The sequence below is a fragment of the Roseicyclus amphidinii genome (assembly GCF_030163755.1).
GTDB lineage: Bacteria > Pseudomonadota > Alphaproteobacteria > Rhodobacterales > Rhodobacteraceae > Roseicyclus > Roseicyclus amphidinii.
The window spans coordinates 25,267-50,305 of the sequence record NZ_JASJOE010000010.1 but is presented as its reverse complement, the minus strand read 5'-3'; the positions used below and the strand labels follow the sequence as shown (position 1 = coordinate 50,305).

At 68.1% G+C, this 25,039-nt stretch carries 29 protein-coding genes; 13 read left to right on the top strand and 16 right to left on the bottom strand.

Annotation, left to right across the window (positions count from 1 at the left end; all coding sequences use genetic code 11):
- Positions 1-4 precede the first annotated feature (4 nt).
- Both QQK83_RS05380 and QQK83_RS05375 read left to right on the top strand, forming a co-directional pair.
- Positions 5-982, top strand: a complete 978-nt coding sequence (locus QQK83_RS05380) for an ABC transporter permease (RefSeq protein WP_284262391.1) — start codon at positions 5-7, stop codon at positions 980-982.
- Positions 966-1,766 (top strand): purine-nucleoside phosphorylase, encoded by an 801-nt coding sequence (locus QQK83_RS05375; protein WP_284262390.1) that lies wholly within the window; start codon positions 966-968, stop codon positions 1,764-1,766. The genes QQK83_RS05380 and QQK83_RS05375 overlap by 17 nt, the downstream gene beginning before the upstream one ends.
- A gap of 74 nt (positions 1,767-1,840) precedes the next feature.
- Here the strand turns inward: QQK83_RS05375 and deoD are convergent, their stop codons facing one another.
- From deoD to QQK83_RS05355, 4 genes are all read right to left on the bottom strand, one after another.
- Positions 1,841-2,545, bottom strand: a complete 705-nt coding sequence (gene deoD, locus QQK83_RS05370; RefSeq protein ID WP_284262389.1) for a purine-nucleoside phosphorylase — start codon at positions 2,543-2,545, stop codon at positions 1,841-1,843.
- A 4-nt stretch (positions 2,546-2,549) separates the two neighbouring features.
- Positions 2,550-2,867 carry an H-NS histone family protein gene (locus tag QQK83_RS05365; protein WP_284262388.1) on the bottom strand — a complete coding sequence of 106 codons (318 nt, stop codon included), beginning with the start codon at positions 2,865-2,867 and terminating at the stop codon, positions 2,550-2,552.
- A 101-nt stretch (positions 2,868-2,968) separates the two neighbouring features.
- Entirely contained in the window at positions 2,969-4,936 is a 1,968-nt protein-coding gene (locus QQK83_RS05360; RefSeq protein ID WP_284262386.1) for a protein meaA, read from the bottom strand.
- A gap of 130 nt (positions 4,937-5,066) precedes the next feature.
- Positions 5,067-5,684 (bottom strand): class I SAM-dependent DNA methyltransferase, encoded by a 618-nt coding sequence (locus tag QQK83_RS05355; RefSeq protein ID WP_284262384.1) that lies wholly within the window; start codon positions 5,682-5,684, stop codon positions 5,067-5,069.
- Positions 5,685-5,798: 114 nt separating this feature from the next.
- Between QQK83_RS05355 and QQK83_RS05350 the strand changes: the two genes are divergently transcribed.
- Genes QQK83_RS05350 through QQK83_RS05310 form a run of 9 tightly spaced genes read left to right on the top strand, consistent with a single transcriptional unit; the run spans position 5,799 to position 13,729 of the window.
- Positions 5,799-6,740, top strand: a complete 942-nt coding sequence (locus tag QQK83_RS05350; protein ID WP_284262383.1) for an ABC transporter permease — start codon at positions 5,799-5,801, stop codon at positions 6,738-6,740.
- Entirely contained in the window at positions 6,737-7,561 is an 825-nt protein-coding gene (locus QQK83_RS05345; protein ID WP_284262382.1) for an ABC transporter permease, read from the top strand. The genes QQK83_RS05350 and QQK83_RS05345 overlap by 4 nt, the downstream gene beginning before the upstream one ends.
- 58 nt (positions 7,562-7,619) lie before the next feature.
- Positions 7,620-9,197, top strand: a complete 1,578-nt coding sequence (locus QQK83_RS05340) for an ABC transporter ATP-binding protein (RefSeq protein WP_284262380.1) — start codon at positions 7,620-7,622, stop codon at positions 9,195-9,197.
- Positions 9,194-10,639, top strand: a complete 1,446-nt coding sequence (locus tag QQK83_RS05335; protein ID WP_284262378.1) for an aldehyde dehydrogenase family protein — start codon at positions 9,194-9,196, stop codon at positions 10,637-10,639. Before QQK83_RS05340 ends, QQK83_RS05335 begins: the two co-directional genes overlap by 4 nt.
- Before the next feature lie 45 nt (positions 10,640-10,684).
- Positions 10,685-11,236 (top strand): hypothetical protein, encoded by a 552-nt coding sequence (locus QQK83_RS05330; RefSeq protein ID WP_284262377.1) that lies wholly within the window; start codon positions 10,685-10,687, stop codon positions 11,234-11,236.
- A 4-nt stretch (positions 11,237-11,240) separates the two neighbouring features.
- Positions 11,241-11,663, top strand: a complete 423-nt coding sequence (locus tag QQK83_RS05325; protein WP_284262375.1) for an acyl-CoA thioesterase — start codon at positions 11,241-11,243, stop codon at positions 11,661-11,663.
- Positions 11,653-12,393 carry a glucose 1-dehydrogenase gene (locus QQK83_RS05320; RefSeq protein WP_284262373.1) on the top strand — a complete coding sequence of 247 codons (741 nt, stop codon included), beginning with the start codon at positions 11,653-11,655 and terminating at the stop codon, positions 12,391-12,393. Before QQK83_RS05325 ends, QQK83_RS05320 begins: the two co-directional genes overlap by 11 nt.
- Positions 12,390-12,740, top strand: coding sequence for a hypothetical protein (locus QQK83_RS05315; protein ID WP_284262372.1), 351 nt, complete (start codon positions 12,390-12,392; stop codon positions 12,738-12,740). The genes QQK83_RS05320 and QQK83_RS05315 overlap by 4 nt, the downstream gene beginning before the upstream one ends.
- Complete coding sequence (locus QQK83_RS05310; RefSeq protein ID WP_284262371.1) at positions 12,737-13,729, top strand: P1 family peptidase; 993 nt, start codon at positions 12,737-12,739, stop codon at positions 13,727-13,729. Before QQK83_RS05315 ends, QQK83_RS05310 begins: the two co-directional genes overlap by 4 nt.
- Positions 13,730-13,796: 67 nt before the next feature.
- On the opposite strand, the gene QQK83_RS05305 is transcribed toward QQK83_RS05310, so the two are convergent.
- From QQK83_RS05305 to QQK83_RS05285, 5 genes are all read right to left on the bottom strand, one after another.
- The gene (locus QQK83_RS05305; RefSeq protein WP_284262370.1) at positions 13,797-14,381 is read right to left on the bottom strand and encodes a F0F1 ATP synthase subunit B; all 585 of its coding nucleotides are present in this window, start codon (positions 14,379-14,381) and stop codon (positions 13,797-13,799) included.
- Between the two features lie 4 nt (positions 14,382-14,385).
- Entirely contained in the window at positions 14,386-14,922 is a 537-nt protein-coding gene (locus QQK83_RS05300; RefSeq protein ID WP_284262369.1) for a F0F1 ATP synthase subunit B', read from the bottom strand.
- A gap of 86 nt (positions 14,923-15,008) precedes the next feature.
- Positions 15,009-15,245 carry a F0F1 ATP synthase subunit C gene (locus tag QQK83_RS05295; RefSeq protein WP_277824472.1) on the bottom strand — a complete coding sequence of 79 codons (237 nt, stop codon included), beginning with the start codon at positions 15,243-15,245 and terminating at the stop codon, positions 15,009-15,011.
- A gap of 67 nt (positions 15,246-15,312) precedes the next feature.
- The gene (locus tag QQK83_RS05290) at positions 15,313-16,110 is read right to left on the bottom strand and encodes a F0F1 ATP synthase subunit A (protein WP_417750336.1); all 798 of its coding nucleotides are present in this window, start codon (positions 16,108-16,110) and stop codon (positions 15,313-15,315) included.
- Between the two features lie 58 nt (positions 16,111-16,168).
- Positions 16,169-16,504, bottom strand: a complete 336-nt coding sequence (locus QQK83_RS05285; protein WP_284262365.1) for an AtpZ/AtpI family protein — start codon at positions 16,502-16,504, stop codon at positions 16,169-16,171.
- 229 nt (positions 16,505-16,733) lie between these two features.
- On the opposite strand from QQK83_RS05285, the gene QQK83_RS05280 reads away from it, so the two are divergent.
- Complete coding sequence (locus QQK83_RS05280; RefSeq protein ID WP_284262363.1) at positions 16,734-17,093, top strand: ArsR/SmtB family transcription factor; 360 nt, start codon at positions 16,734-16,736, stop codon at positions 17,091-17,093.
- On the opposite strand, the gene QQK83_RS05275 is transcribed toward QQK83_RS05280, so the two are convergent.
- The 7 genes from QQK83_RS05275 to QQK83_RS05245 form a co-directional block, all read right to left on the bottom strand.
- On the bottom strand, positions 17,065-17,340 hold the full coding sequence (locus QQK83_RS05275) for a hypothetical protein (protein ID WP_284262362.1): 276 nt from the start codon (positions 17,338-17,340) through the stop codon (positions 17,065-17,067). The genes QQK83_RS05280 and QQK83_RS05275 overlap by 29 nt on opposite strands.
- Positions 17,341-17,352: 12 nt before the next feature.
- On the bottom strand, positions 17,353-19,371 hold the full coding sequence (locus QQK83_RS05270; protein ID WP_284262361.1) for a M3 family metallopeptidase: 2,019 nt from the start codon (positions 19,369-19,371) through the stop codon (positions 17,353-17,355).
- Positions 19,372-19,444: 73 nt separating this feature from the next.
- Positions 19,445-20,500, bottom strand: coding sequence for a HesA/MoeB/ThiF family protein (locus tag QQK83_RS05265; RefSeq protein ID WP_284262360.1), 1,056 nt, complete (start codon positions 20,498-20,500; stop codon positions 19,445-19,447).
- Entirely contained in the window at positions 20,500-20,946 is a 447-nt protein-coding gene (gene dut, locus QQK83_RS05260; RefSeq protein WP_417750335.1) for a dUTP diphosphatase, read from the bottom strand. The genes QQK83_RS05265 and dut overlap by 1 nt, the downstream gene beginning before the upstream one ends.
- Positions 20,947-21,015: 69 nt before the next feature.
- Entirely contained in the window at positions 21,016-22,212 is a 1,197-nt protein-coding gene (gene coaBC, locus QQK83_RS05255; protein WP_284262358.1) for a bifunctional phosphopantothenoylcysteine decarboxylase/phosphopantothenate--cysteine ligase CoaBC, read from the bottom strand.
- Between the two features lie 83 nt (positions 22,213-22,295).
- Complete coding sequence (locus tag QQK83_RS05250; RefSeq protein WP_284262357.1) at positions 22,296-23,111, bottom strand: ChaN family lipoprotein; 816 nt, start codon at positions 23,109-23,111, stop codon at positions 22,296-22,298.
- Between the two features lie 141 nt (positions 23,112-23,252).
- Complete coding sequence (locus QQK83_RS05245) at positions 23,253-24,134, bottom strand: RNA polymerase factor sigma-32 (protein ID WP_284262356.1); 882 nt, start codon at positions 24,132-24,134, stop codon at positions 23,253-23,255.
- Positions 24,135-24,321: 187 nt separating this feature from the next.
- Between QQK83_RS05245 and QQK83_RS05240 the strand changes: the two genes are divergently transcribed.
- Positions 24,322-25,014 carry a glutathione S-transferase gene (locus tag QQK83_RS05240; protein WP_284262355.1) on the top strand — a complete coding sequence of 231 codons (693 nt, stop codon included), beginning with the start codon at positions 24,322-24,324 and terminating at the stop codon, positions 25,012-25,014.
- The last annotated feature ends 25 nt before the right edge of the window (positions 25,015-25,039 follow it).

The window sequence follows — 25,039 nt, the reverse complement described above, 5'->3', positions numbered from 1 at the left end:
GACCATGGATTTCCTGACCGTCCTGCAGATCCTCGACTCGACCGTCCGTCTGGCCACGCCGCTCCTGCTCGCCTGTCTCGCCGGGCTGTGGTCCGAGCGCGCGGGCATCTTCGACATCGGGCTCGAGGGCAAGATGCTCGCCGCGGCCTTCTTCTCGGCGGCCATCGCCTTCACCGCCGGATCGGTCTGGATCGGGCTGCTGGCGGGGATCGCGGCCTCGATGGTGCTGGCGGGGCTGCATGGCGCGGCCTCGATCACATTCCGCGGCAACCAGCTGATCTCGGGCGTGGCGATCAATTTCCTTGCCGCGGGCCTGACCGTGGTCATCGCGCAGACATGGTTCCAGCAAGGCGGGCGCACCCCGCAACTGCCCTCGGATGCGCGTTTCGCCAACGTCGAGCTGCCGGGTGCTGCCACCCGCATCCGCGACATCGCCCAGCAGGGCCCGCTGGGGCAGATCTACTCGGAACTGATCTCGGGCCATTCGATCATCGTCTACGCCGCGCTTCTGATCGTGCCGCTGACCTGGTGGGCGCTCTACCGCACGCGCTTCGGCCTGCGCCTGCGCGCGGTGGGCGAGAACCCCGCCGCCGTGGACACCGCCGGTATCTCGGTCGTCGGGCTGCGCTACGCCGCCGTGATGATCGCGGGCGTGCTTTGCGGGCTGGCGGGCGCCTATCTGGCGACCGCGCTGAACGCGGGCTTCGTCAAGGACATGAGCGCGGGGCGCGGCTTCATCGCACTGGCCGCGCTGATCTTCGCCAAGTGGCGGCCGTGGTATGCGCTCTCGGCCTGTCTGCTCTTCGGATTCTTCGACGCGGTCGGCAACCGCTTCCAGAACATCCAGCTGGGCGAGCTGGTCGTGCCCGTGCAGTTCATGCAGGCGCTGCCCTATATTCTTGTCGTCATCGTGCTGGCGGGCCTTGTGGGCAAGGCCATTCCGCCGCGCGCCGGGGGGGAGCCCTATGTCAAGGAACGCTGAAGACCTCGCTGCCCTGATCCGCGAGCGCGCGGGCGCGGAGCCGCCCGCCTATGGCTTCGTTCTCGGCTCGGGCCTTGGCCATATCGCCGACGAGGTGGATGGCGTCGCCATCGACTACACCGACCTGCCCGGCTTTCCCCATGCGGGGGTGTCGGGCCACAACCCCAAGCTGGTGATCGGTAAGCTGGAGGGCACCCGCGTCGCCGTCTTCGGGGGGCGCGCGCATTACTACGAAAGCGGCCGGGGCGACGCGATGCGCCTGCCGCTCGAGGTGCTCAAGGCGCTGGGGGGCGAGCGGCTGATCCTGACCAATGCGGCGGGGTCCATGCACCCCGACCTCGATCCGGGCGACCTGATGCTGCTGTCGGATCACATCAACTTCTCGGGCCTCAACCCGCTGATCGGCGAGAAGACCGACGCGCGCTTCGTGCCCATGACCGAGGCGCATGATCCGGGGATGCGCGCGGCCCTGAAGGCCGCCGCCGAGGCCGAGGACATCCCACTGATGGAAGGCGTCTACGCCTGGTATTCCGGCCCCTCCTTCGAGACGCCCGCGGAAATCCGCGCGATCCGCACCCTGGGCGCGGATGCGGTGGGCATGTCGACGGTGCCGGAGGTGATCCTCGCGCGGTTCCTCGGCCTGAGGGTGGCGGCGATCTCGACCATCACCAACAAGGCCGCAGGCCTGTCGGACGAGCAGATCAGCCACGAGCACACCAAGGCGATGGCGCCGCTTGGCGCAGCCAAGCTCGAACGTATCCTCAAGCGCCTCCTGCGGGGCTGAGCGCGCCGGAAAACGCGCGTTTTCCGGCGCGAAAAACTGCAGTTTTTCGATTGGCAAAACGCCCGTTTTGCGCGTCAGGCGAAGGCCGCTTCCAGCGCGATCTCGACCATGTCCGAGAAGCTCGACTGCCGGTCTTCCGACGGCAGCGCCTCTTCGGTGATCAGGTGATCCGAGATCGTCAGCACCGCCAACGCCCGCCGCCCGTAGCGTGCGGCCAGGGTGTAAAGCTCGGCCGCCTCCATCTCCACGGCGAGGATGCCGTGACGCATCATCTGTTCGTTGAGATCCGGGCGTTCGTCGTAGAACACGTCCGACGAATAGATGCCGCCCACATGGGTCGGGATGCCCTTGGCCGCTGCCGCCGCATGGGCGGCCTGCAGGAGGCCGAAATCGGCGCAGGGCGCATAGTTCAATTCCTTGAACATGCCCCGCGACGGCGTTGACAGCGTGGACGATGTCATCGCCAGCACGATGTCGCGCAGGCGCACGACCTGCTGCATCGCCCCGGCCGAGCCGATGCGGATCAGCGTCTGTGCGCCGTAATCGCGGATCAGTTCATTCGCGTAGATCGACAGGCTGGGCATTCCCATGCCCGACCCGTGGATCGTGACGCGATTGCCCCGCCACGTCCCGGTATAGCCGAGCATTCCCCGAACCTCGTTCACGCAAACGGGGTCTTCAAGGAATGTCTCGGCCGCCCATTTCGCCCTGAGGGGATCGCCCGGCATCAGAATCGTTTCGGCGATCTCCCCCGGCTTCGCACCGATGTGGACCGTCATGACCTCAAATGGCCATGGACTCGAGAGATTTGCCTGCCTCCAGCGCCTCTTTCACCCAGTTGGGCTGACGGCCGCGGCCGGTCCAGGTCTGGGACGGATCGGCCGGATTGGCGTATTTCGCAACGCCCTTGGCGCCGGATTTCGCAGGGCCCTTGGTTCCCAGAAGATCCTCGAGCGTGAAGCCATGCTGACGGGCGGTTTCACGCACCGCGGCAAGCGCCTCGGTCTTGCGCTTTTTCTCATACCCTTTCAGTGCGGCTTCCACTTCTTTTTGATGCGCCTGCAATTCCTCGAGGTTCATATTCTCGATGGCTTTGGCCATGTTTTTGCGTCCCTTTGCTTGAGTGCGATTCGAACTAGCCGGAAACCGGGCCGAAAAGCAAGAAACTTCAAAAAAGGGCCATATCGTCGGCTGAGAAGACCTTACTCGGCCGCGATCTGCCTTGGGTCGGCAAGGGCCACGATATCCATCATGATTCGGTTCAATTCGAAATCCTTGGGCGTATAAACCCGCGCCACGCCAAAGGACCGGAGTTTCGCGGCGTCCTCATCGGGAATGATACCGCCAACCATGACGGGAACGTGATCCATCCCGGCTTCGCGCAGGCGGTGCATCACCTCTTCGATCAAGGGGATATGGCTGCCTGAGAGAATCGACAGGCCGATGACATGGGCCTCTTCCGCGCGGGCGGCGGCCACGATTTCCTCGGGTGTCAGGCGAATGCCCTCGTAGGAAATATCCATCCCGCAATCCCGCGCACGGAAGGCGATCTGCTCCGCGCCATTGGAATGGCCGTCGAGCCCGGGCTTTCCGACAAGGAATTTCAGCCGCCGCCCGAGACGATCACTCACCGCATCGACGGCGCTGCGGATCTCCTCCAGACCCTCGGTCTTGTTGGACATGGATTTCGACACGCCGGTCGGCCCGCGATACTCGCCATGGACCGCGCGCATCACGCCCGCCCATTCGCCGGTCGTGACGCCCGCTTTCGCAGCGGCGATGGACGCCGGCATGACATTGCGCCCCTCGGCCGCCGCTGCCCGCAGATCGGCCAGCGCAGCCGTCACCGCGCCGTCGTCGCGCCCGGCCCGCCATGCGTGCAAGCGGTCGATCTGGTCCTGCTCGACCGCCGGATCGACCACCATGATGCCGCCATCCTCGCCCATCAGCGGCGAGGGTTCGCTGGCGGTGTACTTGTTCACGCCGACAACGACGGTTTCGCCCCGCTCGATCCGGTTCACACGGTCGGCGTTGCTCTCGACCAGCCGCGCCTTCATGTAATCGATCGCCGCGATCGCCCCGCCCATCGTGTCGAGGCTCGCCAATTCCGCGCGGGCGCCCTGCTTCAGTTCCTCGACCTTGGCATCCACCACGGGATTGCCATCGAACAGGTCGCCGTATTCCAGCAGGTCGGTTTCGAAAGCCATGATCTGCTGCATCCGCATCGACCATTGCTGGTCCCAGGGCCGCGGCAGGCCAAGCGCCTCGTTCCAGGCGGGCAATTGCACGGCCCGCGCCCGCGCCTTTTTCGACAGCGTCACGGCCAGCATCTCGATCAGGATGCGATAGACGTTGTTTTCCGGCTGCTGCTCGGTCAGACCGAGCGAATTGACCTGCACCCCGTAGCGGAAGCGGCGGTATTTCGGATCGGTCACGCCGTAGCGCGTTTCGCAGATCTCGTCCCAAAGATCGACGAAGGCACGCATCTTGCACATCTCGGTGACGAAACGGATGCCCGCGTTCACGAAAAACGAGATCCGGCCGACCAGCACCGGGAAATCCTCGGCCGGAACGCGGGGGCGCAATTCGTCCAGAACGGCAATCGCGGTGGCCAGCGCAAAGGCCAGTTCCTGCTCCGGCGTCGCGCCCGCCTCCTGCAGGTGGTAGGAACACACGTTCATCGGGTTCCATTTCGGGACGTTCGAATAGCAGTATTCGGCCACGTCCGCGATCATGGCGAGGCTGGGTTTCGGCGGGCAGATATAGGTGCCGCGGCTCAGGTATTCCTTCATCAGGTCGTTCTGAACGGTGCCCTGCAGTTGCGTGACATCCGCGCCCTGTTCCTCGGCAACAGCGATATAGAGCGCCAGAAGCCAGGGCGCGGTCGCGTTGATCGTCATCGAGGTGTTCATCTGCTCGAGCGGGATCTCGTCGAAGAGCGTCCGCATGTCTCCCAGGTGGCTGACCGGCACGCCCACCTTGCCCACTTCGCCACGCGCGAGCACGTGGTCGCTGTCGTAACCGGTCTGCGTCGGCAGGTCGAAGGCGACCGACAGGCCCGTCTGCCCCTTGGCAAGGTTCCCGCGATAGAGCGCGTTCGAGGCCTTGGCCGTGGAATGGCCCGCATAGGTGCGGATGAGCCAGGGTTTGTCACGCGTGGGGGCGGTCATGGGCGGGCTCCTTCAGGGCGGATGCGCAGGCATCTTTGCAACTTTATTCCGTTCGTCGGGGTATATGGACAATATTGTGTCCTTGTCAATTCGCTGCGCCGCGGCAAAGCGGCCAGCCCGTGCGGCCGGCTCAGGTCTTGCGGAAGGTCATGACAAGGCCACGGTCGGCGGCATGAGGGTGGTCCGCCGCCTCGTAGATCGGGATATCGAAGAAGCGCAGGGGCGTGATCCGCCCGGAGGCCTGCAATCCGGCAAGTGCCGAGCCGAATCCCATCTGGTCGAAGACATCGGGCTTCGTGCCGCAGACGAACAGCGCATCTCGGGCGGCGACACGCAACAGTTCGGGCAAGGCCTCGGGTCCGACATGGCCGTGGGTGAAGGTTCCGGCCGAGATCACGCCGCCGTAAGCGCCATCCGGCAGGGGCAGGACGCGGGTCAGGTCGGCCTCGATCGTGGCGCGATAAAGCCCCTTGCCCGCCGCGACGGCCAGCATCTCGGGCGAGATGTCGAGCGCATCGGCGACAAGCCCGCCCAGATGCGCCGCGACAAGGCCCGTCCCTGCCCCGACGTCCAGAACCGGCGCATCCACGCCCAGCGCGCGGTAGATGCGCGCAACCTCGCGCGGGGCGACATAACCATAGGTCGTGCCGAACCCGTCGTCGTAGGTCTCGGCCCAGTCGGCATAGAGCTTGCGCGCGCCCTCCGGCCCGTCGATGGCATAGGCGGTTTCAAGATCGGGATCGGGCATGGCGGGCTCCGTTGCCGTTCGATTTACAGAAGGGTCAGGCCCCGCCGCACCCTCTGTCAACCCGGCGGCGTCTTCCCTCTGGCCTCCGCGATGACCCCGGTCTAGCCTCCGGCCATGGCGCGTTACCTTCTTCTCCGGGCCCTGTCCCTCGGCCTCAGCCTCGTGGTGGCGAGCGTGGTCATATTCGCGCTGATCGAGGTCATTCCGGGCGATCCGGCGGCCTTCATGATGGGGCTGAACGCGACCGAGGAGAACCTCGCCGCGCTCCGGGCCGAGCTGGGCCTCGACGGCTCGGCCCTCGACCGATACGTCGTTTGGATCACCGGCATGCTGACGGGGGATTTCGGCATCTCCTACACCTACCGCGTGCCGGTGGCCGAGCTGGTGCTGGACCGGCTCTGGGTCTCGCTGCCGCTGGCGGTCTACGCGCTGACCCTGTCGACGCTGATCGCCTTTCCCATCGGCATCCTTGCCGCGGCGACGCGGGGCACGGCCACCGACTACGGCATCATGGGTGCCACCCAGCTGGGCATCGCCATCCCGAATTTCTGGTTCGCCATGCTGCTCGTGCTGCTCTTCGCCGTCACCCTGCGCTGGTTCTCGGCGGGGGGCTTTCCCGGCTGGGACAACCCGGCCGCAGCCCTCAAGGCGCTGACGCTCCCCGCCGTGGCGCTTGCCTTGCCACAAGCCTCGATCCTCGCGCGCGTCATGCGTTCGGCTCTGCTCGAGACGCTCGACCAGGATTACATCCGCACCGCGCGCGCCAAGGGCCTGAGCCGAGCGCAGGCGATCCGCCGCCACGCGCTTCGGAACGCGCTGATCCCGGTTCTGACGATCATCGGTCTGCAATTCTCCTTTCTCATCGCGGGCGCGATCATCATAGAGAACGTTTTTTTCCTGCCCGGCCTGGGGCGGCTGATCTTCCAGGGCATCACCCAGCGCGACCTGATCGTGGTGGAATCGGTCACCATGCTGCTGGTCTTCGCCGTGATCCTCGTGACCTTCCTCGTCGACCTCGCCTATGCGCTGGTCGACCCGAGGCTGAGGCGCAGATGAGCCGCCTGCCCCCCGCCCTCCTGATCGGTGCCGCGCTTTCGGGCGTGTTCCTCGCCGTGGCCCTCCTGTCCCTCGTCTGGATCCCGCATCCGATCACCGGTGTCTCCATCGCCACGCGGCTGCAACCGCCCTCGGGCACGCATTGGCTGGGCACCGACCAGCTGGGCCGCGACCTGCTTTCGATGCTGATGGTCGGCGCACAGACCTCCATTGCCGTGGCACTGATCGCCGTTGGCATCGGCGTGGCGCTCGGCGTGCCGCTCGGGCTGGCCGCCGCCGCCAGCCGCGGCAGCCCTCTCGACGAGATCATCATGCGCGGCAATGACCTGATCTTTGCCTTTCCCAGCCTTGTCATCGCCATCCTGATCACCGCCCGCTACGGGCCGTCGGCCACCAACGCGATCCTCGCCATCGGCATCTTCAACATCCCCGTCTTCGCCCGCGTCGCCCGCGGCGGCGCGCTGCCGCTCTGGACGCTCGACTACATTCTCGCCGCCCGCACCGCCGGAAAGGGCAAGCTGAGGATCAGCGTCGAACACGTCCTGCCCAACCTCATGAACCTGTTGATCGTGCAGGCCACGATCCAGTTCTCGCTCGGCATCCTCGCCGAAGCGGCGTTGAGCTACGTGGGCCTCGGCGCGCAGCCGCCTACGCCCAGCTGGGGGCGGATGCTGGCCGAGGCGCAGACGATGATCTACACCCACCCGATGCTCGCCGTGCTGCCGGGCCTTGCCATCGTACTGATGGTGCTGGGGCTGAACCTGATGGGCGACGGGCTGCGCGATGCGCTCGACCCGCGGCTGCGGCGGGGGCGCGGATGATTATTCGTACGAATAATCACATAATGCGAATTTTCGTACGAAAATTCGGGGGCGCGGCATGATCTCGCTCGACCGCCTGTCGCTGTCGATCCACGGCACCCCTATCCTGCGCGCGGTGACGCTGAAGATCACGCCGGGCGAGATCTTCGGCCTCGTCGGCGAAAGCGGCTCGGGCAAGTCGATGACCGCGCTGGCGCTGATGGGCCTCCTGCCCCGCGGTGCCGAGACAACCGGCGCAGCGCGGCTCGACGGCACCGACCTGCTGACCCTTTCCGAGCCCGATCTCTGCCGCCTGCGCGGCAGTGACATCGCCATGATCTTCCAGGAGCCGATGACGGCGCTGAACCCCGTGCAGACCATCGGCGACCAGGTGGCCGAGACGCTGACGATCCACGGCAAGGCCAAGGGCGCGCAAGCCCGCCGCATCGCCCGCGACCGTCTCGACCGCGTGGGCCTGTCCCATGTCGCGCTCGACCGTTACCCCCATGAGCTGAGCGGCGGGCAGCGTCAGCGCGTTTGCATCGCCGCCGCCATCGCGCTCCATCCGCGCCTGCTGATCGCGGACGAGCCGACCACCGCGCTCGACGTCACGACACAGGCGCAGATCCTCGACCTCCTGAAAGACCTCGTGGCCGAGGAAGGCATGTCGCTTCTCGTCATCACCCATGACCTTGCCGTGGTCGCCGACATGGCCGACTGCATCGCGGTGATGAACCGGGGCGAGATCGTCGAAACCGGCCCGACCGCGCAGGTGCTGGCCGAGCGTCGCCACCCCTACACCCGTGCGCTTTTCGCCGCCTCCTCCCACGCGCCCGACCGTGCGCCACAGGGCGCGCCCGAGCCGCTGCTGGCCGTCGAGAGCGTCCACCGCCACTACCCCGGCCCGCGCCAGGGCTTCCGCCGCGGCCCGCCGGTCGAAGCCGTGAAAGGCGTCAGCTTCGAGCTGCACAAGGGCGAAAGCCTGGGCCTTGTGGGTGAAAGCGGCTGCGGCAAGTCCACGCTGACGCGTGCCATTCTCGGGCTCGACCCCGTGCAGGGCGGCGACATCCGGCTCTTCGGGCGCTCCATCGTGCCGGTCATGCCGCCGGAGCTGCGCGCCGGTATCCAGGTGGTGTTCCAGGACCCCTACGGCAGCTTCAACCCCCGCTGGCGCGTCGAGCGCCTGGTCGCCGAGCCCTTCCACCTGTTGACCGACGCGCCCAAGGGCGAAGACCGCCGCGCCCGCGTGGCCGAGGCGCTGCGCGCCGTCCATCTCTCGCCCGATGACATGGCCAAGTATCCGCACGAGTTCTCGGGCGGTCAGCGCCAGCGCATCGCCATCGCCCGCGCCCTCATCACCCGGCCCCGCATCTTGGTGCTGGACGAGGCCGTCTCGGCGCTCGATGTCTCGGTGCGCGCCCGCATCCTCGACCTGCTGGCCGAGTTGCAGGACGCGTTCGGCCTCTCCTACCTCTTCATCTCCCACGACCTGACCGTGGTCCGCGCCATCACCGACCGCGTTCTGGTCATGCAATCGGGTGAGATCGTCGAGGAGGGGCCGACCGAAGCGGTCTTCGACGCCCCCGCGCACCCCTACACCCGCCAACTCCTCGCCGCCGCCCCGCGGCTCCCCGACCTGACGGAGGCCCAAGCATGACACCCTGGTTCGATCCCTCCCGCATCTTCATCGGCGGACACTGGCAGCCCTGCGCCAGCGGCGAGACGCTGCCCGTCATCGACCCCTCGACCGGGGCCGAGGTCGCCCGCATCGCCCGCGGCACCGCCGCCGACATCGACGCCGCCGTCACCGCAGCCGAAGCCGCGCTAGCGGGCGATTGGGGCGCAATGCCTGCCTTCGAGCGTGGCCGCATCCTCGCCCGGCTCGGGCAGCTTGTCCTCGAGCACATCGACCAGCTTGCCGAGATGGAGGCGACGGACGTCGGCAAGCCCCTGACACAGGCGCGCAACGACGTGATCGCGCTGGCGCGCTATTGCGAGTTCTACGCAGGTGCCGCCGACAAGCTGATGGGCGAAACGATCCCGTTCCAGAACGGTTTCACCGTCTACACCCTGCGCGAGCCGCATGGCGTCACCGGCCATATCGTGCCCTGGAACTACCCGATGCAGATCATCGGGCGTTCCGTCGGCGCGGCGCTGGCCACCGGGAACGCCTGTGTCCTGAAGCCGGCGGAAGAGGCTTGCCTGACCGCGCTGGCCTTCGCCGATCTGGCGCATCAGGCGGGCCTGCCCGCGGGCGCTCTGAACGTGGTGCCCGGCCTCGGGCTCGAGGCGGGCGCGGCGCTGACCGCGCATCCGGGGGTGCGGCACCTGAGCTTCACCGGCTCGGTCGCCACGGGGCGCAAGGTGCAAGCCGCCGCCGCCGAAAACGTGGTGCCGGTCACGCTTGAGCTGGGCGGGAAGTCTCCGCAGCTGGTTTTTGCCGACGCGGACCTCGACGCGGCGCTCCCGTTCCTTGTCAACGCGGGCATCCAGAACGCCGGGCAGACCTGTTCGGCCTCCTCTCGCATCCTCGTGGAACGGTCCATCTACGCCGAGGTTTGCGAGCGGATGGCCGCGGCCTATCGCGCCCTCACCACCGGGCCCGCCATGGCCGACCTTCGCACCGGGCCCCTGATCTCAGCCCGGCAGAAAGGCATCGTCGAGCGATACCTCGCCATGGCCGATCCGGCCCATATCCTCGCGCGCGGGCAACTGGCCGAGGGTCTGCCCGAGGGCGGCCACTACATCGCCCCCGCCCTCATCGCAGGCCCCGGCCCCGACCACCCGCTTGCGCAGGAAGAGATCTTCGGCCCCGTCCAGATCATCCTGCCCTTCGAGGACGAGGACGACGCCATCCGCATCGCCAACGGCACGCCCTATGGCCTCGTCGCCTCGGTCTGGTCCCGCGACGGAAGCCGCCAGATGCGGCTGGCCAAACGCCTGCGCGCGGGGCAGGTGTTTCTCAACAACTACGGGGCCGCGGGCGGGGTGGAGCTGCCCTTCGGCGGCACGGGTCTGTCGGGCCATGGCCGCGAGAAGGGGTTCGAGGCGCTCTATGCCTTCACCAGCCTCAAGACCGTCGCCGCCCATCACGGCTGAGCGATGGACGCCCCCCGCGGCCCCCGCTAGGCTGAACGAAACCAGATGACCGGAGCGGCCATGCGCCTTGGAAAATTCCCCACCTTCTTCCTGCTGATCGCGCTGGCCGCGCTCTCGGCCGCCATCTTCGGCGCGCTGCACAACCAGCTGAGCTATACCGTCGGCCCCGACTATTTCCTGAGCCTGAAATTCGACCAGTTCGGCATCGCCCAAGGCACCGCCCCAAGGATCGGCGCGGCGCAGGTCGGCGCGATGGCAAGCTGGTGGATGGGCGCCGCCGTCGCGCTGCCCGCCTTCCTCTATGGCCTATTCGCCGTGCCGAAACCGCAAAGCTACCTCGCCGCCGGGATCGGGGCGATCGGGCTTGTGCTGGTGCTGGCCACCTTCGCCGCGCTGGCGGGGCTTGTCGGCGGCATCGCGGTGGAGGCAACGGGGCTTCTCGACGGCTACCTCGAGCCGCCCGAGGGCGTCGCGCGCCGCGATTTCCTGCGCGCGGGCTTCATGCATGACGCAAGCTACCTTGCCGGCGGGCTCGGTGCGCTTGTCGCCTTTTGGCCGATGCGGCGCGCGCGGACCATCGACATGGCGCGGGGCTGACACGATGCAGACGCTCCGCCGCCCCGTGGCACCACGCGATTGCGACATCCTCGGCCACATGAACGTGGCCGCCTATATCGACGCGGTCTCGGACGCGATGTTCGCGCTGCAGGCCGCCGCGGGCCTTGGCCGCCGCGAGATCGACGCGACGCGGCGCTCTTTCGTCGCCGCGCATATCGAGGCCGATTACCGGTCCGAGATGCTGGCGGGCGAGGTCTTCACCATCGAAAGCCGCGTGCTGCATGTGGGCACCAAATCGGCGCGCTTCGGGCATCGCATGATCCGCATGGGCGATGGCGCGACCGTGTTTCAGGCCGAGAATGTCTCGGTCTATTTCGACCTCGAGGCACGGCAGGCGCTGCCCATGCCCGAGGAGCTGCGCGCGGCGCTGGACAGCCTGAGGGAGGAACAGGGCAATGACGCTTGAGGGCAAGACGGCCATCGTGACTGGCGCGGGTTCGGGCTTCGGCGCGGGGATCGCGCGGATCTTCGCGCGCGAGGGCGCGCAGGTGATGGTGGCCGACATCAACGAGAGCGCCGCCACCGCCGTCGCGGAAGAGATCGGCGGAATGGCGCAGGTCGTGGACGTCGCCAACGGCGCATCGGTCGCAGCCATGGCCGAGGCGGCGCGGGCGAGCTGGGGCCGGATCGACGTGCTGGTGAACAACGCGGGCATCACCCATCTGCCGAAACCGATGGAGGAGGTGACGGAAGAGGAGTTCGACCGCGTCCTCGCCGTGAACGCGAAATCCGTCTACCTGACCGCGCGGGAGATCGTGCCGGGGATGAAGGCGGCGGGTGCAGGCGCGTTCCTCAACATCGCCTCGACCGCGGGGCTGTCGCCGCGGCCCCGGCTGAACTGGTATAACGCCAGCAAAGGCTGGATGGTGACCGCGACCAAGACCATGGCGGTCGAGCTGGCCCCCCACGGCATCCGCGTGAACGCGCTTTGCCCGGTGGCGGGCGAAACCCCGTTGCTCGCCAGTTTCATGGGCGAGGACACGCCCGAGATGCGGGCGAAGTTCCTCTCGACCATCCCGCTGGGGCGCTTCTCCACGCCGCAGGACATGGGCGAGGCCGCGGCCTTCCTGTGCTCGGACGCGGCCGGCATGATCACCGGCACGGCGCTGGAGGTGGACGGGGGGCGCTGCATTTGACCGGCTGGACGCGCCACGACCTGCCCGCCGACATCACCGTGCACGCGGGCGATTTCGCCAGCCAACCCGACGCTTTCGCGCAGCTGCTGGCCGAGTGCCCCTCGCTCGACCTGACCCATGTCGAGGTCATCCGCGGCGCGCCGATCACGCGGCTATGCGCGCGCTTCGACCCCGAAACCGCCGACGATATCGCGGCGCGGGCCATGGGGCGCAACACGATCATCCTGATCCTTCCGGCGGCCTATCCGGGGCTGTCCTGCCCCGTGCAGCCCACTGCGGCGCTGCCCTTCCTCGGGGTCTGGCGCGGGCGCGTTCCGCACATGGTCGAAGACAGGGGCGCGCCATGATCCGCCCCGGCCCGCGCAACCTGATCACCGATGTCGCGGGCCTGCGCGTGGGCAACGCGCGCGACGACCGGATCAAGACCGGCGTGAGCGTGCTGGTCGGCGACCGGCCCTTCACCGCCGCCGTTCACGTGATGGGCGGCGCGCCCGGCACGCGCGAGACCGACCTCCTTGCCCCCGACAAGACCGTGCAGGAGGCCGACGCGCTGGTCCTTTCGGGCGGCTCGGCCTTCGGCCTCGATGCGGCCTCGGGCGTGGCGGACGCATTGCGCGCGCAGGGGCGCGGCTTTGCGGTGGGTGACCAGACCGTGCCGATCGTGCCGGGCGCGATCCTGTTCGACCTGATCAACGGCGGCGACAAGGATTGGCCCGAGAACCCCTACAAACGGCTGGGGCGCGAGGCGCTTGGAGCCGCGGCAGAGGGGTTCACACTCGGCTCGGAAGGCGCTGGAACAGGCGCGCTGATCGCCGATCTGAAAGGCGGTCTCGGCTCGGCCTCGGCCACGTGGAACGGCTACACGGTGGGCGCACTGGTCGCCGTGAACGCGCTGGGGCGGGTGACGGTGGGCGAAGGGCCACGGTTCTGGGCCGCCCCCTTCGAGATGGAGGGAGAGTTCGGCGGCCTCGGCCCGGCCGCGGCCTTCGACCCGACCGCGGTGCCGCCGGTCAAGGGCGGCGACAGCCGCAACACCACCATCGCCATCGTGGCCACCGATGCCGCCCTGACGCAGGCACAGGCGACGCGCATGGCCGTGGCCGCCCACGACGGCATGGCCCGCGCGATCTGGCCCAGCCATACGCCGATGGACGGCGACCTTGTCTTTGCCGCGGCCACGGGCGCGCGCCCGCTCGCCGACCCGGTCGGCACACCGCTGATGCTGGGCCACATGGCGGCGCTTTGCCTTGCCCGCGCCATCGCGCGTGGCGTGTATTCGGCGGCGGCCGCGCCGGGCGATCCGATGCCCACATGGGCCGCGCGCCACGGCACCTGAGGACATTACCCATGAAAAAACCCCGGATCGACGATCCGGGGTTTCATGCGTGTCGCGCTGCGTCCGCTCAGTGCAGGCGGCGTTCCACTTCGCCGATCGAGGCGTCGATCAGCTTGTTGGCATCGGCAGCAGCCATGCTCTTGCCGATCGTCGCGGCAGCCGCGGCAATCGCAACCTCCACGGCGCGGTTGCGCACGGATTGCACGGCCTTGTCCTCGGCGCTCTGGATCTGGTCCTCGGCGGCCTGCATGCGGCGGGCAATCGACTTCTCGAGGTTGGCTTTCGCCTCCTCGGCGGCGGCCTCGGCATCGGCCTTGGCCTGGGCGACGATCCGCTCCGCCTGGTCGGCGACTTCGCGCTGCTTGCGCTCGTAGCTGGCCAGAAGCGTCTGCGCCTCTTCGCGCAGGGCGCGGGCTTCGTCGAGGTCCGACTTGATGCCTTCGGCCCGCTTGTCCAGCAAACCGCCCAGCATCGCGGGGACGTTGAAGTAGAAGATGATCGCAATGAACAGCAGGAAGCCGATCAGAACGACGAAGTCCGTGTTCCCGAGCGACGGCTGGAACAGGCCCTTGGGATAGCTGTAGCCCTCTTCCGCGGCGAGCGCGGGGGTGGCGGCGACCGTCGCCAGGATCAGGGTCAGGCTGGTTTTCATGGTCTTACCCCTTCACCCGCTCGGACACCGCGGCGGCCAGCGCATCGGCATCGACCGACTGACCGGGTGCTACGGCGTTGACCACGTCGGCCGCGACATCGCGGGCGACATCTTCGATGCTTTGCAGCGCGCCGGCGCGGATCTCGGCGATGCGGGCTTCGCTCTCGGCCGATTTCGCAGCGATCTCGGCATCGGCATGGGCGATGGCCTCGTTCAGCTGCGCCTGGATGCCCGCGCGGGTCTCCTCGGCGATCTTCGCGGCCTCGGCACGGGCATCGGCCAGCGCCTTGTTGTAGGCCTCTTCGGCCTCGACGGCCTGCCGCTTGAGGTCTTCGGCAGCGGCGAGGTCATTGGTCAGTGTGCCCTGACGCTCGGCCAGAACCGATGCGATCCGGGGCAGCGCGACGCGGCTCAGGATGAAGTAGATTGCAACAAGCGCCACGACCAGCCAGAAGATCTGGTTGGGGAAGGTGGCGAAGTCGAGCTGCGGGATGCCAGCCTCACCGCCTGCGGCGGCACCCGTGGTGGCGTCATCAGCCATGTGCGTCCTCCTGGAACCGGAAACCCACCGGAGCGCCCGCGATGATGCAGGCGCCCCGGACGTAAGGATGAAGGTTCAGGCGTCGATCAGACGGCGAACATCAGCAGGAGCGCGACGAGGAACGAGAAGATCCCCAGTGCTTCCGCGAATGCGATGCCGATGAAGAGCGTTGCGGTCTGGCCGGCAGCGGCCGACGGGTTGCGCAGCGCGCCTGCGAGGAAGTTGCCGGCAACGTTGCCGACACCCAGCGCCGCGAGACCTGCGCCGAGGCCTGCGATGCCTGCGCCGACGAACTGGCCGAGTTGTGCGATATCGCCTTCCATGATGGTATCTCCTTACGTTGGAAGTTCGAGAAATCCGTAGGGTGGGCAGTGCCGCCCACCGCTGCGTTCAGTGATGCGGGTGCAGTGCGTCCTTGAGGTAGACGCAGGTGAGGATGGTGAACACGTAGGCCTGGATCGCGGCGACCAGCACCTCGAGACCATAGATGGCGATCACCCCGAAGACGGGCGCGATACCGGCAAGGCCGAGCGCCCCGGCGAAGCCCGCGAAGACCTTGAGAACCGCGTGACCCGCCATGACGGCACCGGCCAGACGCACCGAGTGGCTGACGGGGCGCACGCAGTAGGAAATCACCTCGATCACGGCAAGGATCGGGCGCAGCGGCAGCGGCGCCGAGGACACCCAGAACAGGCTCAGGAAGCCTGCGCCGTTCTTGACGAAGCCGATCACCGTCACGCTGAGGAAGACCGTCAGCGCCAGGATCACCGTCACCGCGATGTGCGAGGTGGGCGAGAAGCTGGTCGGGATCAGCGCGAGGAAGTTTGCAAAGAGGATGAACAGGAACGCCGTGAAGATGTAGGGGAAGTAGGGCAGCGCGTCCTTGCCGGCGACATCCTCGACCATCTTGCGGATGAAGCCATAGGCCAACTCCGCCATCGACTGGCTGCGCGACGGGATCACGGCGCGGCCCTTGGTGCCCATCACCATCAGCGCGGCGATGGCCGCGATGGCCAGACCCATCCACAGCGTCGCGTTCGTGGGCGTATACCAGTGAACCGTGTCACCCCCGAAAAGCGGCGAGACCTCGAACTGGTCCATCGGGTGAATCGACAGGCTGTCGTAGCCGTCGGCATAGGCAAGAACGAAGAGGACGGCCGCGACCGCGATCAGCACATAGGCGATCATCTTGCCGTTGCCCTTGGTCTCTGTCGCGGCGGTGTTGGTGCTTTCGGTTGCCACGCGCTTACCCCTTTTCATCCTCGGCGGACCGGTCTGCCGCCGCCTGTTGCTTGCGCTCGACCTCCTTGGCCGAGCGGGTCATTGTCTTGACCCCGGCAATGAAGCCAAGGACCGTGAAGATCACCATCAGCCAGGGCCGCGTTCCAAGGACCGCGTCAAGCCCGAACCCGATAGCGAAACCGATCCCGAGACCGGTTACAAGTTCGATCACCATCCGCCACGCAAGCTGCGCCTGCGAATAGTGCTGCTCCATGTGGGGTTGCGGGTCTTGCGCCTTGCGCGCGGCCGCGATGCGGGCCTCGAGAGCCTTCAGGCGCTCGTCGTCGCGCGGGCCGGTCATGACACGGAACCCCCTTTCGAAGTTGCGCGGACGCTATGTCGGGCGCGCCGCGGAGTCAACGCACGCCGCAACGCGGCAATAATTCCCCAAAGTTTTGTTTTTAATGCACTTTAATGAGGTGCGACAAATGTGGCGCACGCCCTGTTGCGCTGCGGGCGCACAATTCGAGGCAAAAGCGATATTCAACCGTTCGGTTGACGAAAGCCGCGCGGGCTGTCACCCCGCCTGCATGGCTGCCTCGCTCGACACCGTGTTTTCCGCGCTCGCCGACCCCACCCGGCGCGAGATCCTGCGCATGCTGCTGGAGGATGACATGGCGGTAACCGACGTGGCCGAGCCCTTCGAGATGTCGCTGGCCGCGATCTCCAAGCACCTGACGATCCTCGCCGGTGCGGGCCTCATCACGCAGGAAAAGCGTGGCCGCGTGAAATGGTGCAAGCTGGAGCCCGACGCGCTGAAAGCCGCGTCCGTCTGGATGCAGGGCTTCGGCCAGTTCGAGCCAGTGAACCTCGACGCCTTCGAGGCCTTCCTCGCCCGCGAGTTGGGCGAGGACGCGGGCGCTACGCCGGAGGATCGGGCCGGATCGTGATGCGGACGCGGTCGCCCGTCTCGACCCCCGCCTTGCGGCACTGGGGCTCGGTCAGGTTGAAGAAGAACACATCGCTCCCCTTGCCCCATGGTCGGATGTTGCGCGCGAAGGGCCCGGCCCCGTTCAGCCAGGGCTGCGCGGCAAACCCCGTGCTCCGCCCCGGCACATGGCCGGGCGCCACGACCACGTAGCGCGGAAGATCGTCCTGCTTGCGCAGGATGCGCGCCTCGAAGGTGATCTCCTGCATCGCCCCTCCTTGTCAGGCCGCCTTGTCCAACCCCCGCCCCTTCAACAGCGCCTCGACCCCCGGCATCCGCCCGCGGAAGGCGGTGTAGAGCGCATCCGCCTCCTGGCTGCCGCCTGCCGACAGGATGAACCGCTCGAGCTTTGCCGCCGTGTCCGGGTCGAATGGCCCGCCCGCCTCCTCGAAGGCGGCGAAGGCGTCGGCGTCCATCACCTCGGACCACATGTAGCTGTAGTAGCCGCTGGAATAGCCGTCGCCCGCGAAGACATGGGCGAAATGCGGCGTCGCGTGGCGCATGCCGATGGCGTGGGGCATGCCGATGCGCGCCAGCGTCTCGGCCTGCGCCTCCATCGGGTCGGCCGGGGCCGCGCCGTCGTGAAAGTCGAGGTCGACCAGCGCCGAGGCGACATATTCGACCGTCTGGAACCCCATGTCGTAGGTCTGCGCCGCCAGCAGCCGGTCCAGCAGCGCGCGCGGCATCGCCTCGCCCGTCTCGGCATGGCGGGCGTGCGCCTCCAGCACCTCGGGCACTTCCAGCCAGTGCTCGTAAAGCTGGCTCGGCAGCTCCACGAAATCGCGCGCCACGCTGGTGCCGCTGATCGACCCATAGGTCACGTCGGACAGCATCTGGTGCAGCGCGTGGCCGAACTCGTGGAACAGCGTCCGCGCATCGTCATAGGACAGAAGGCAGGGATCGCCCTTGGCGAAGTTGCAGACATTCACCACGATCGGCCGCACGTCGCCGCCCAGCTTCTTCTGGCTGCGCATCGCCGAACACCACGCGCCCGACCGCTTGGAGCCGCGGGCGAAATAATCGCCGATGAAGACGGCGAGATGCTGGCCCTTCCGCGTGACCTCCCAGGCGCGGGCATCCGGGTGATAAAGCGGCACGTCGAGCGGGGCGAACTCCAGCCCGAACAGGCGGTTCGCACAATCGAAGGCCGCTTCGATCATGGCATCGAGCTGGAAATAGGGCTTCAGCTCGGCCTCGTTCAGGTCATGCTCGGCCGCGCGGCGCTTCTCGGAATAGTAGCGCCAATCCCATGCCTCCAACGCACCGTTGATCCCGTCGGCGTGCAGCATCGCAGTCAGCTTGACCGCATCCGCCTCGGCCTGCGCCTTGGCCGGCTCCCAGACCGCCATCAGCAGATCGCGCACGGCCTCGGGCGTGCCCGCCATCTCGGTTTCCAGCTTGTAGGCCGCGAAACTGTCGTAGCCCAGAAGCGTCGCCCGCTCGGCGCGCAGCGCCAACACCTCGGCGGCGATGCCCCGATTGTCGGTCGCGCCCCCGTTCATGCCCCGCGCGGCCCAGGCCTTGTAGGCCGTCTCGCGCAGGTCGCGGCGCGGGGAGAACTGAAGGAAGGGCACGATCAGCGAGCGCGACAGCGTGACCACCGGGCCATCCTGCCCCTTCTCGCGCCCCGCTTCGCGGGCGGCGGCGACGACGAAACCGGGCAGCCCCTCAAGGTCGGCCTCGGTGAGCTGCATGAACCAGTCGCGCTCATCGGCCAGAAGGTTCTGCGTGAACTCAGTGCCCAGCACCGACAGCCGCGATTTCACCTCGGTCAGCCGGTCGCGCGCGGCACCTTCCAAAGCGGCCCCCGAACGGGCAAAGCCGCGATGCGTCAGGTAAAGCACCCGCATCTGTTCATCGCTCAAGCCCAGATCGTCCCGCCGCTGCCACAGATCGTCGATCCGCGCGAAAAGCGCGGCGTTGTTGGTGATCTCGGAGGAATAGGCCGACAGCTTCGGCGCGAACTCGCGCTGCAGGGCCTGCCGCGCCTCGTTCGAATCCGACCCGGCGAGGTTGTAAAACACCCCCGCCACCCGGTCGAGCGTGGCATCGGCCAGTTCCAGCGCCTCGATCGTGTTGGAGAATGTCGGGGCCTCGGGGTTCTCCGCGATGGCACGGATCGCCGCGCGCCCTTCCTCCAGCGCCGCCTCCATCGCGGGGGCGAAATGCGCGTCCTCGATCACGTCGAAGGGCGGCAGGGCAAAGGGGGTGGTCCAGTCGGTCAGCAGCGGATTGGTCATCGGGGCAAATCTCCTTTGCCGAAAGACATAGGACGCCCACGGCCCGCCTGCGAGAGGGGATCGCCCGAAGCGGTCAGTCGCCGCCGCAAACGGCGCAATCGGCGCGCCGCTTCAACCGGATCTCGCGCGCCTCGCCATGCAGCGCATCATAGATCAGCATCCGCCCGCGCAGGCCCTGTCCCGCGCCCGTGACCTCTTTCACCGCTTCAAGTGCCATCATCGAGCCGACGACGCCCGGCAGCGCGCCGATCACGCCGGTCTCGGCGCAGGTCGCGGCCAGCCCCGGCGCAGGGGCCTCGGGAAAGATGCAGGCCATGCAGGGCGCGCCGCCCGCCGGATCGTAGAGCGTGACCTGCCCCTCCCATGCCGAAATCGCGCCCGCCAGCACGGGCCGCCCGGCGGCCACGGCGGCGGCATTGACCATCGCGCGGGTGGCGAAGGCATCGGTCCCGTCAAGGATCAGGTCATGCTCGGCGAACAACTCCGCCGCGATCTCGGGTGTCAGCATCCGGTTGTACGGCCGGACGTCGATCCGCGGGTTCAGCGCGGCGATGGCCTGTTGTGCCGAGAAGACCTTGGGCATCCCCTGCCCCGCGTCGGTGTGGATCACCTGCCGTTGCAGGTTCGACAGGCTGACGACATCGGCGTCGATCACCCCGATCCGCCCAACGCCCGCCGCCGCAAGGTAAAGCAACGCGGGCGAGCCGAGGCCGCCTGCCCCGACCACCAGCACCTTCGCCTCCTTCAAGGCGCGCTGACCGCCGCCGCCGATCTCTGGCAGGGTGATGTGGCGCGCGTAGCGCTCCAGTTCCTCGTCGGTGAACGGCCCCTTCGGCACCGCGGGCGCGGCCGCCTCGCGCATGGCCTCCTGCGCCTCGGCCCGCCCGCGCAACCGGGTCAGGACCGCGCGGTAGCCCAGCGCCAGAAGGACGAAGGCCCCGAGGAGCAGCCAGAGCGCGGGCGAGCCGCCGGTCGCCTCGCGCAGGGGCGCGCCTTCGGGCAAGGCGATCTGCACGCCCAGAACGGCGATGTAGAGCAACCCCAGCATGTAGAGCCGCGCCTGCACCGGGGCCTTCATCAGGTGCCCGATACCCCAGAGCACGCCCGCCATGACGATGACGAACAGCATCAGCCGACCCCCGTGGAGCCGAAGCCGCCACCGCCGCGCGCCGTGTCATCCAGCGCCGCGACCTCGGCATAGCTCACGCGGGCAACCGGCGCGACGACCGCCTGCGCGATGCGCGCGCCATGTCGGATGCGGAACGCGGCCTGCCCGAAGTTCACGAGGATCACGCCCAAAGGCCCGCGGTAATCGCTGTCGATCGTGCCGGGACTGTTCGGCAGCCCCACCCCATGCTTCAGCGCAAGGCCCGAGCGCGGGCGGACCTGCATCTCGAACCCCTCGGGGATCGCCACCCGCAATCCGGTGGGCACCAGCATCCGCGCGCCCGGCTTCAACAGCAGACCGTCCAGCCGCTGCCCCTCGGGCAGGTTCGCGCGCAGGTCGGCCCCCGCCGCCCCCGCCGTCGCGTAGTCGGGCAGCGCGACCTCCGGGTCGGCCCAATCCTCGCGCATGACGTCTATCGAAACGGTCACACAGCCCCCTTCATCTTCCTTCAAATACGGATATGACCCGGCAAAGGCTCAGGCCAAGGCCTCGGCGATGCGCAGGGCAAGACGTCGCGCCGTCTCGGCCTTCGACAGGCGCGGCCATGCCTCGGCCCCCGCCTCGGTGATCAGCGTCACCGCGTTCTCGGCCCCGCCCATGATGCCGGTTCCGGGCGAGACGTCATTGGCGACGATCCAGTCGCAGCCCTTGCGCGCGCGCTTGGCGGTGGCATGCGCCTCGACGCGCTCGGTCTCGGCGGCGAAACCCACGACCAGTCGCGGCCGCCCCTCGCCCATCCGCGCGATACCGGCCAGGATGTCGGGGTTCTCGGCGAATTCCAGTGACGGAAGGCGGCCCGTGCCGTCCTTCTTCATCTTCTGCGCCGCTGCATTCTCGACGCGCCAGTCGGCCACCGCGGCGGCAAAGACGGCGGCATCGGCGGGCAGCGCCGCCTTGACGGCCCCCGCCATCTCGCGCGCGGTTTCCACGCGGATCACCGCGACGCCCGCGGGCGGCGGCACGCTGGCCGGGCCGGTCACGAAACTGACCTTTGCCCCCAGATCGCGCAGCGCCGCGGCCAACGCCGTGCCCTGCGCCCCCGAGGACCGGTTGGCGATGTAGCGCACCGGGTCGATCGGCTCATGCGTCGGGCCGGAGGTCACCAGCACATGCCGCCCCTTCAGCGGCCCGTCCGACAGCGCGGCGGAGACGGCGGCGACGATCTCGGGCACCTCGGCCATGCGGCCCGGCCCGAACTCGCCACAGGCCATCGCGCCCTCGTCGGGGCCCACGACCAGCACCCCGTCGCCCTGCAGCGTGGCGAGGTTCCTTTGGGTCGCCGGATGCTCCCACATGCGGACATTCATCGCGGGCGCGATCAGCACCCGCTTGTCGGTCGCCATCAACAGGGTCGAGGCGAGGTCATTCGCATGGCCATGGGCCATCTTCGCCATCAGGTCGGCGGTCGCGGGGGCCACGACGACCAGATCAGCGGCGCGGCTCAACTCGATATGGCCCATCTCGGCCTCGTCCGTCAGGTCGAAGAGGTCTCGGTAGACCTTCTGCGCCGCCAGGGCCGAGGCCGAGAGCGGCGTCACGAATTCCTCGCCCGCTTTCGTCAGGACGGGGACCACCGTCGCGCCCTGCTCGCGCAGGCGGCGGATCAGGTCGAGCGACTTGAAGGCCGCGATCCCGCCGCCGATGATCAGGAGAATACGCTTGTCCGCCAGCATGATGGCCGTCCCTTCCCAAGGCGGGCGGAGGTTAGGGCCGCCTCGCCCCGAGGGCAATGGATAAACCCGAACGGCCCCCGCCCTCAGCGGAAGACGGCGCAGGGGTCGGGGCGGTCCACCGGTTCGGCGACAGTCCAGAGGTCGAAGGGCACAGCGCCCTCGGGCGGGGCCTCGAACTGGCCGAGGGTAAAGACCGCAACCTCGGGCGCGGCCACGGCAAGCAGCGCCGGCACCCCGCGGTCGCGGCGGGCGTGGCCATTGCCGGTGATGACCGCAACCGGCGGGCCATGCGCCTCGAGCGCCGCAAGCGCCGCCGCGGCGAGCGACGCGTCGCGCAGGCGCTGCGCCTCGACGAAGCCCGGCAGGATATCCTCTGGCAGCGCATCGCAATGCGCCGCCATCTGCTCGGCCTCGCGCGTGGCCTGCTCATCGGCGGGCAGCGGCCTGTCCAGACCGAAGCGCGCCGCGTCGCCCGGGAAGACCGCAGCGGCCCCTTCGGCAAAGGCCCCCTGGGCGGCCGCGCGATCCACGCCCGCGCCAAGGATCGGAACCTCTGCTCCGAAGGCGAAGAGCGGCGCGTAATTGGTGAAATCGGGCCAGCCAGAATTGGCCCAGTCCAGCGCCAGCGCCAAGGCCGACGCATCGGCAGCGAGGTCCGGCGTGATCCGCGCGGCCGCCTCGGCCGAGATCATCTCGAAGACGATGGCCGATGGCGCGAAACCGGCCAGCACCTCGCCCTGCGTGACGTGATGGGCGGGGTTGTCATGCACCTCGCCGAGGATCACCACCTCGGCCGACCCGGCGGCGGCAAGGATATCGGGCAAGGTGGATTGCGCCTCGGCGGTCCAGGCCGAAAGGGCAAGGGCCGCCGCGATCACGGTAGAGCGGCCGACCTGCACGGGATCAGCGCAGGAAGGCGAGTGTCATGGGCAGCGGCGCGGCCTCGGTCACGGCGTCCGTGCCCACCGTCGACACCGGCGAGGTGGTGGCGACGGACAGCACGAACAGACCGGCCAGCAGCGCGAGCGGCGCGTGAAGGATCAGGCGGCGAAGAATGACCGAACCTCCTTCGACTGCGCCTCGAGCGTCTTGCGCATCTTGGCGAAGGCGGCGGCCTCGAGCTGGCGCACGCGCTCCTTCGACAGGCCAAGCTCGGAGCCCAGGCTTTCGAGCGTCCGCGGCTCGTCACGCAGCTTGCGCTCGCGCACGATGAAGCGTTCGCGGTCGTTGAGCGCCTGCATCGCGGTGATCAGCCAGTCGCGCAGCTGTTCGCGGTCGTGGCTGTCCTCGACGATGTCGGCCGCCTGCGCGGCATCGTCCTCCAGCGCGTCGATCCACTCGCGGCCTTCGTCATCGACCGACTGCGTGGCGTTGAGCGAGTAGTCGGAGCCGGCCAGCCGCCCCTCCATCATCTCGACGTCATGCAGCGGCACGCCGACCTCGGTGGCGATCATCTGGCGCAGCTGGTGCTTGTCGAGCGATTGCCCCGAGGCCATCGCCTCGCGCTCGAGCCGGGCCTGAACGCGGCGCATGTTGAAGAACAGCGATTTCTGGCTCGAGGTCGACCCGGTGCGCACCATCGACCAGTTGCGCATCACGTAATCCTGGATCGAGGCCTTGATCCACCACACAGCGTAGGTCGAGAACCGCACGCCGCGGTCGGGGTCGAACTTGTCGGCGGCCTTCATCAGGCCAAGCCCCGCTTCCTGGATCAGGTCGTTCATCGGAGCGCCGTAGCGTTTGAACTTGGCGGCCATGGAAATCGCAAGACGCATGTAGGCGGTGACAAGGCGATGAAGCGCCTCTTCATCGCGGTGATCGCGCCAGGCGTAAGCGAGTTTCAGTTCCGTCTCCGCATCGAGCAGTTCCGCCCGCATCGCGCGGCGGCTGAGGCTGTATTCTCCACCCATGTCCAGTGCCATGTCGCACCCCCCGGTTTTGTTGTCCCGACGCAAGTTGCAAGCTGCGTTCTATGAGGGTTACGCAGCGACCCGGCATCCGGTTCACTTTTCTGGACAGAAAATTTCGGGGCGCTACATCGCGGTGGCTGATCGAGGGCATCACGAAAGCGTGATTGACGCCTTCATGGGCATCTGCGCTGCTCTGCGCATGACCTATACGCTTCTCATCGGTGATCGCTCCTATTCCAGCTGGTCCTTGCGCGGCTGGCTGCCCTTTGCCGTCTTCGACATCCCGGTGAGCGTCGAGGCCACGATCCTCTACCGCCCCACCTTCGCCACGGACATGGCGCGCTTCGCGCCGTTGGTGCGGACCGTGCCCGCGCTGAAGACGCCCGACGGCGGGCTCTTGCGCGACAGTCTCGCCATCGGCTGGCACCTGGCCGAGGCCTTTCCCGACCGTGGCCTTTTGCCCGCGGATCCGGTGGACCGCGCCATGGCGCAGTCCATGATCGCCGAGATGCATTCCGGCTTCACCGCCCTGCGCGGTGCCTGCCCGATGAACCTGCGCACCGCATGGGAGGGCTTTGTCCCCCCCGAGGCCGTCCTGGCCGACCTCGCCCGGATCGAGGCGCTCTGGACCGCCGCGCTCGACCGCTCGGACGGCCCGTTCCTGTTCGGCGACTACACGCTCGCCGATGCCTTCTTCGCGCCGGTGGCCATGCGCATCGCGGGCTACGCCCTGCCCGTCTCGGACCGGGCCCGCGCCTATGTCGCGGCACATCTCGCCCACGCCCCGCTGCGCCGCTGGCGCGCGATGGGCGAGGTGGAAGGCCCAGAGCAACCGACCTACGAGATGGGCTTGCCGCGCCGTCCCTTTCCGATGGCCGCGCCCGAGGCGTAACCGCCCCCGGCGTTTACGATTTGCT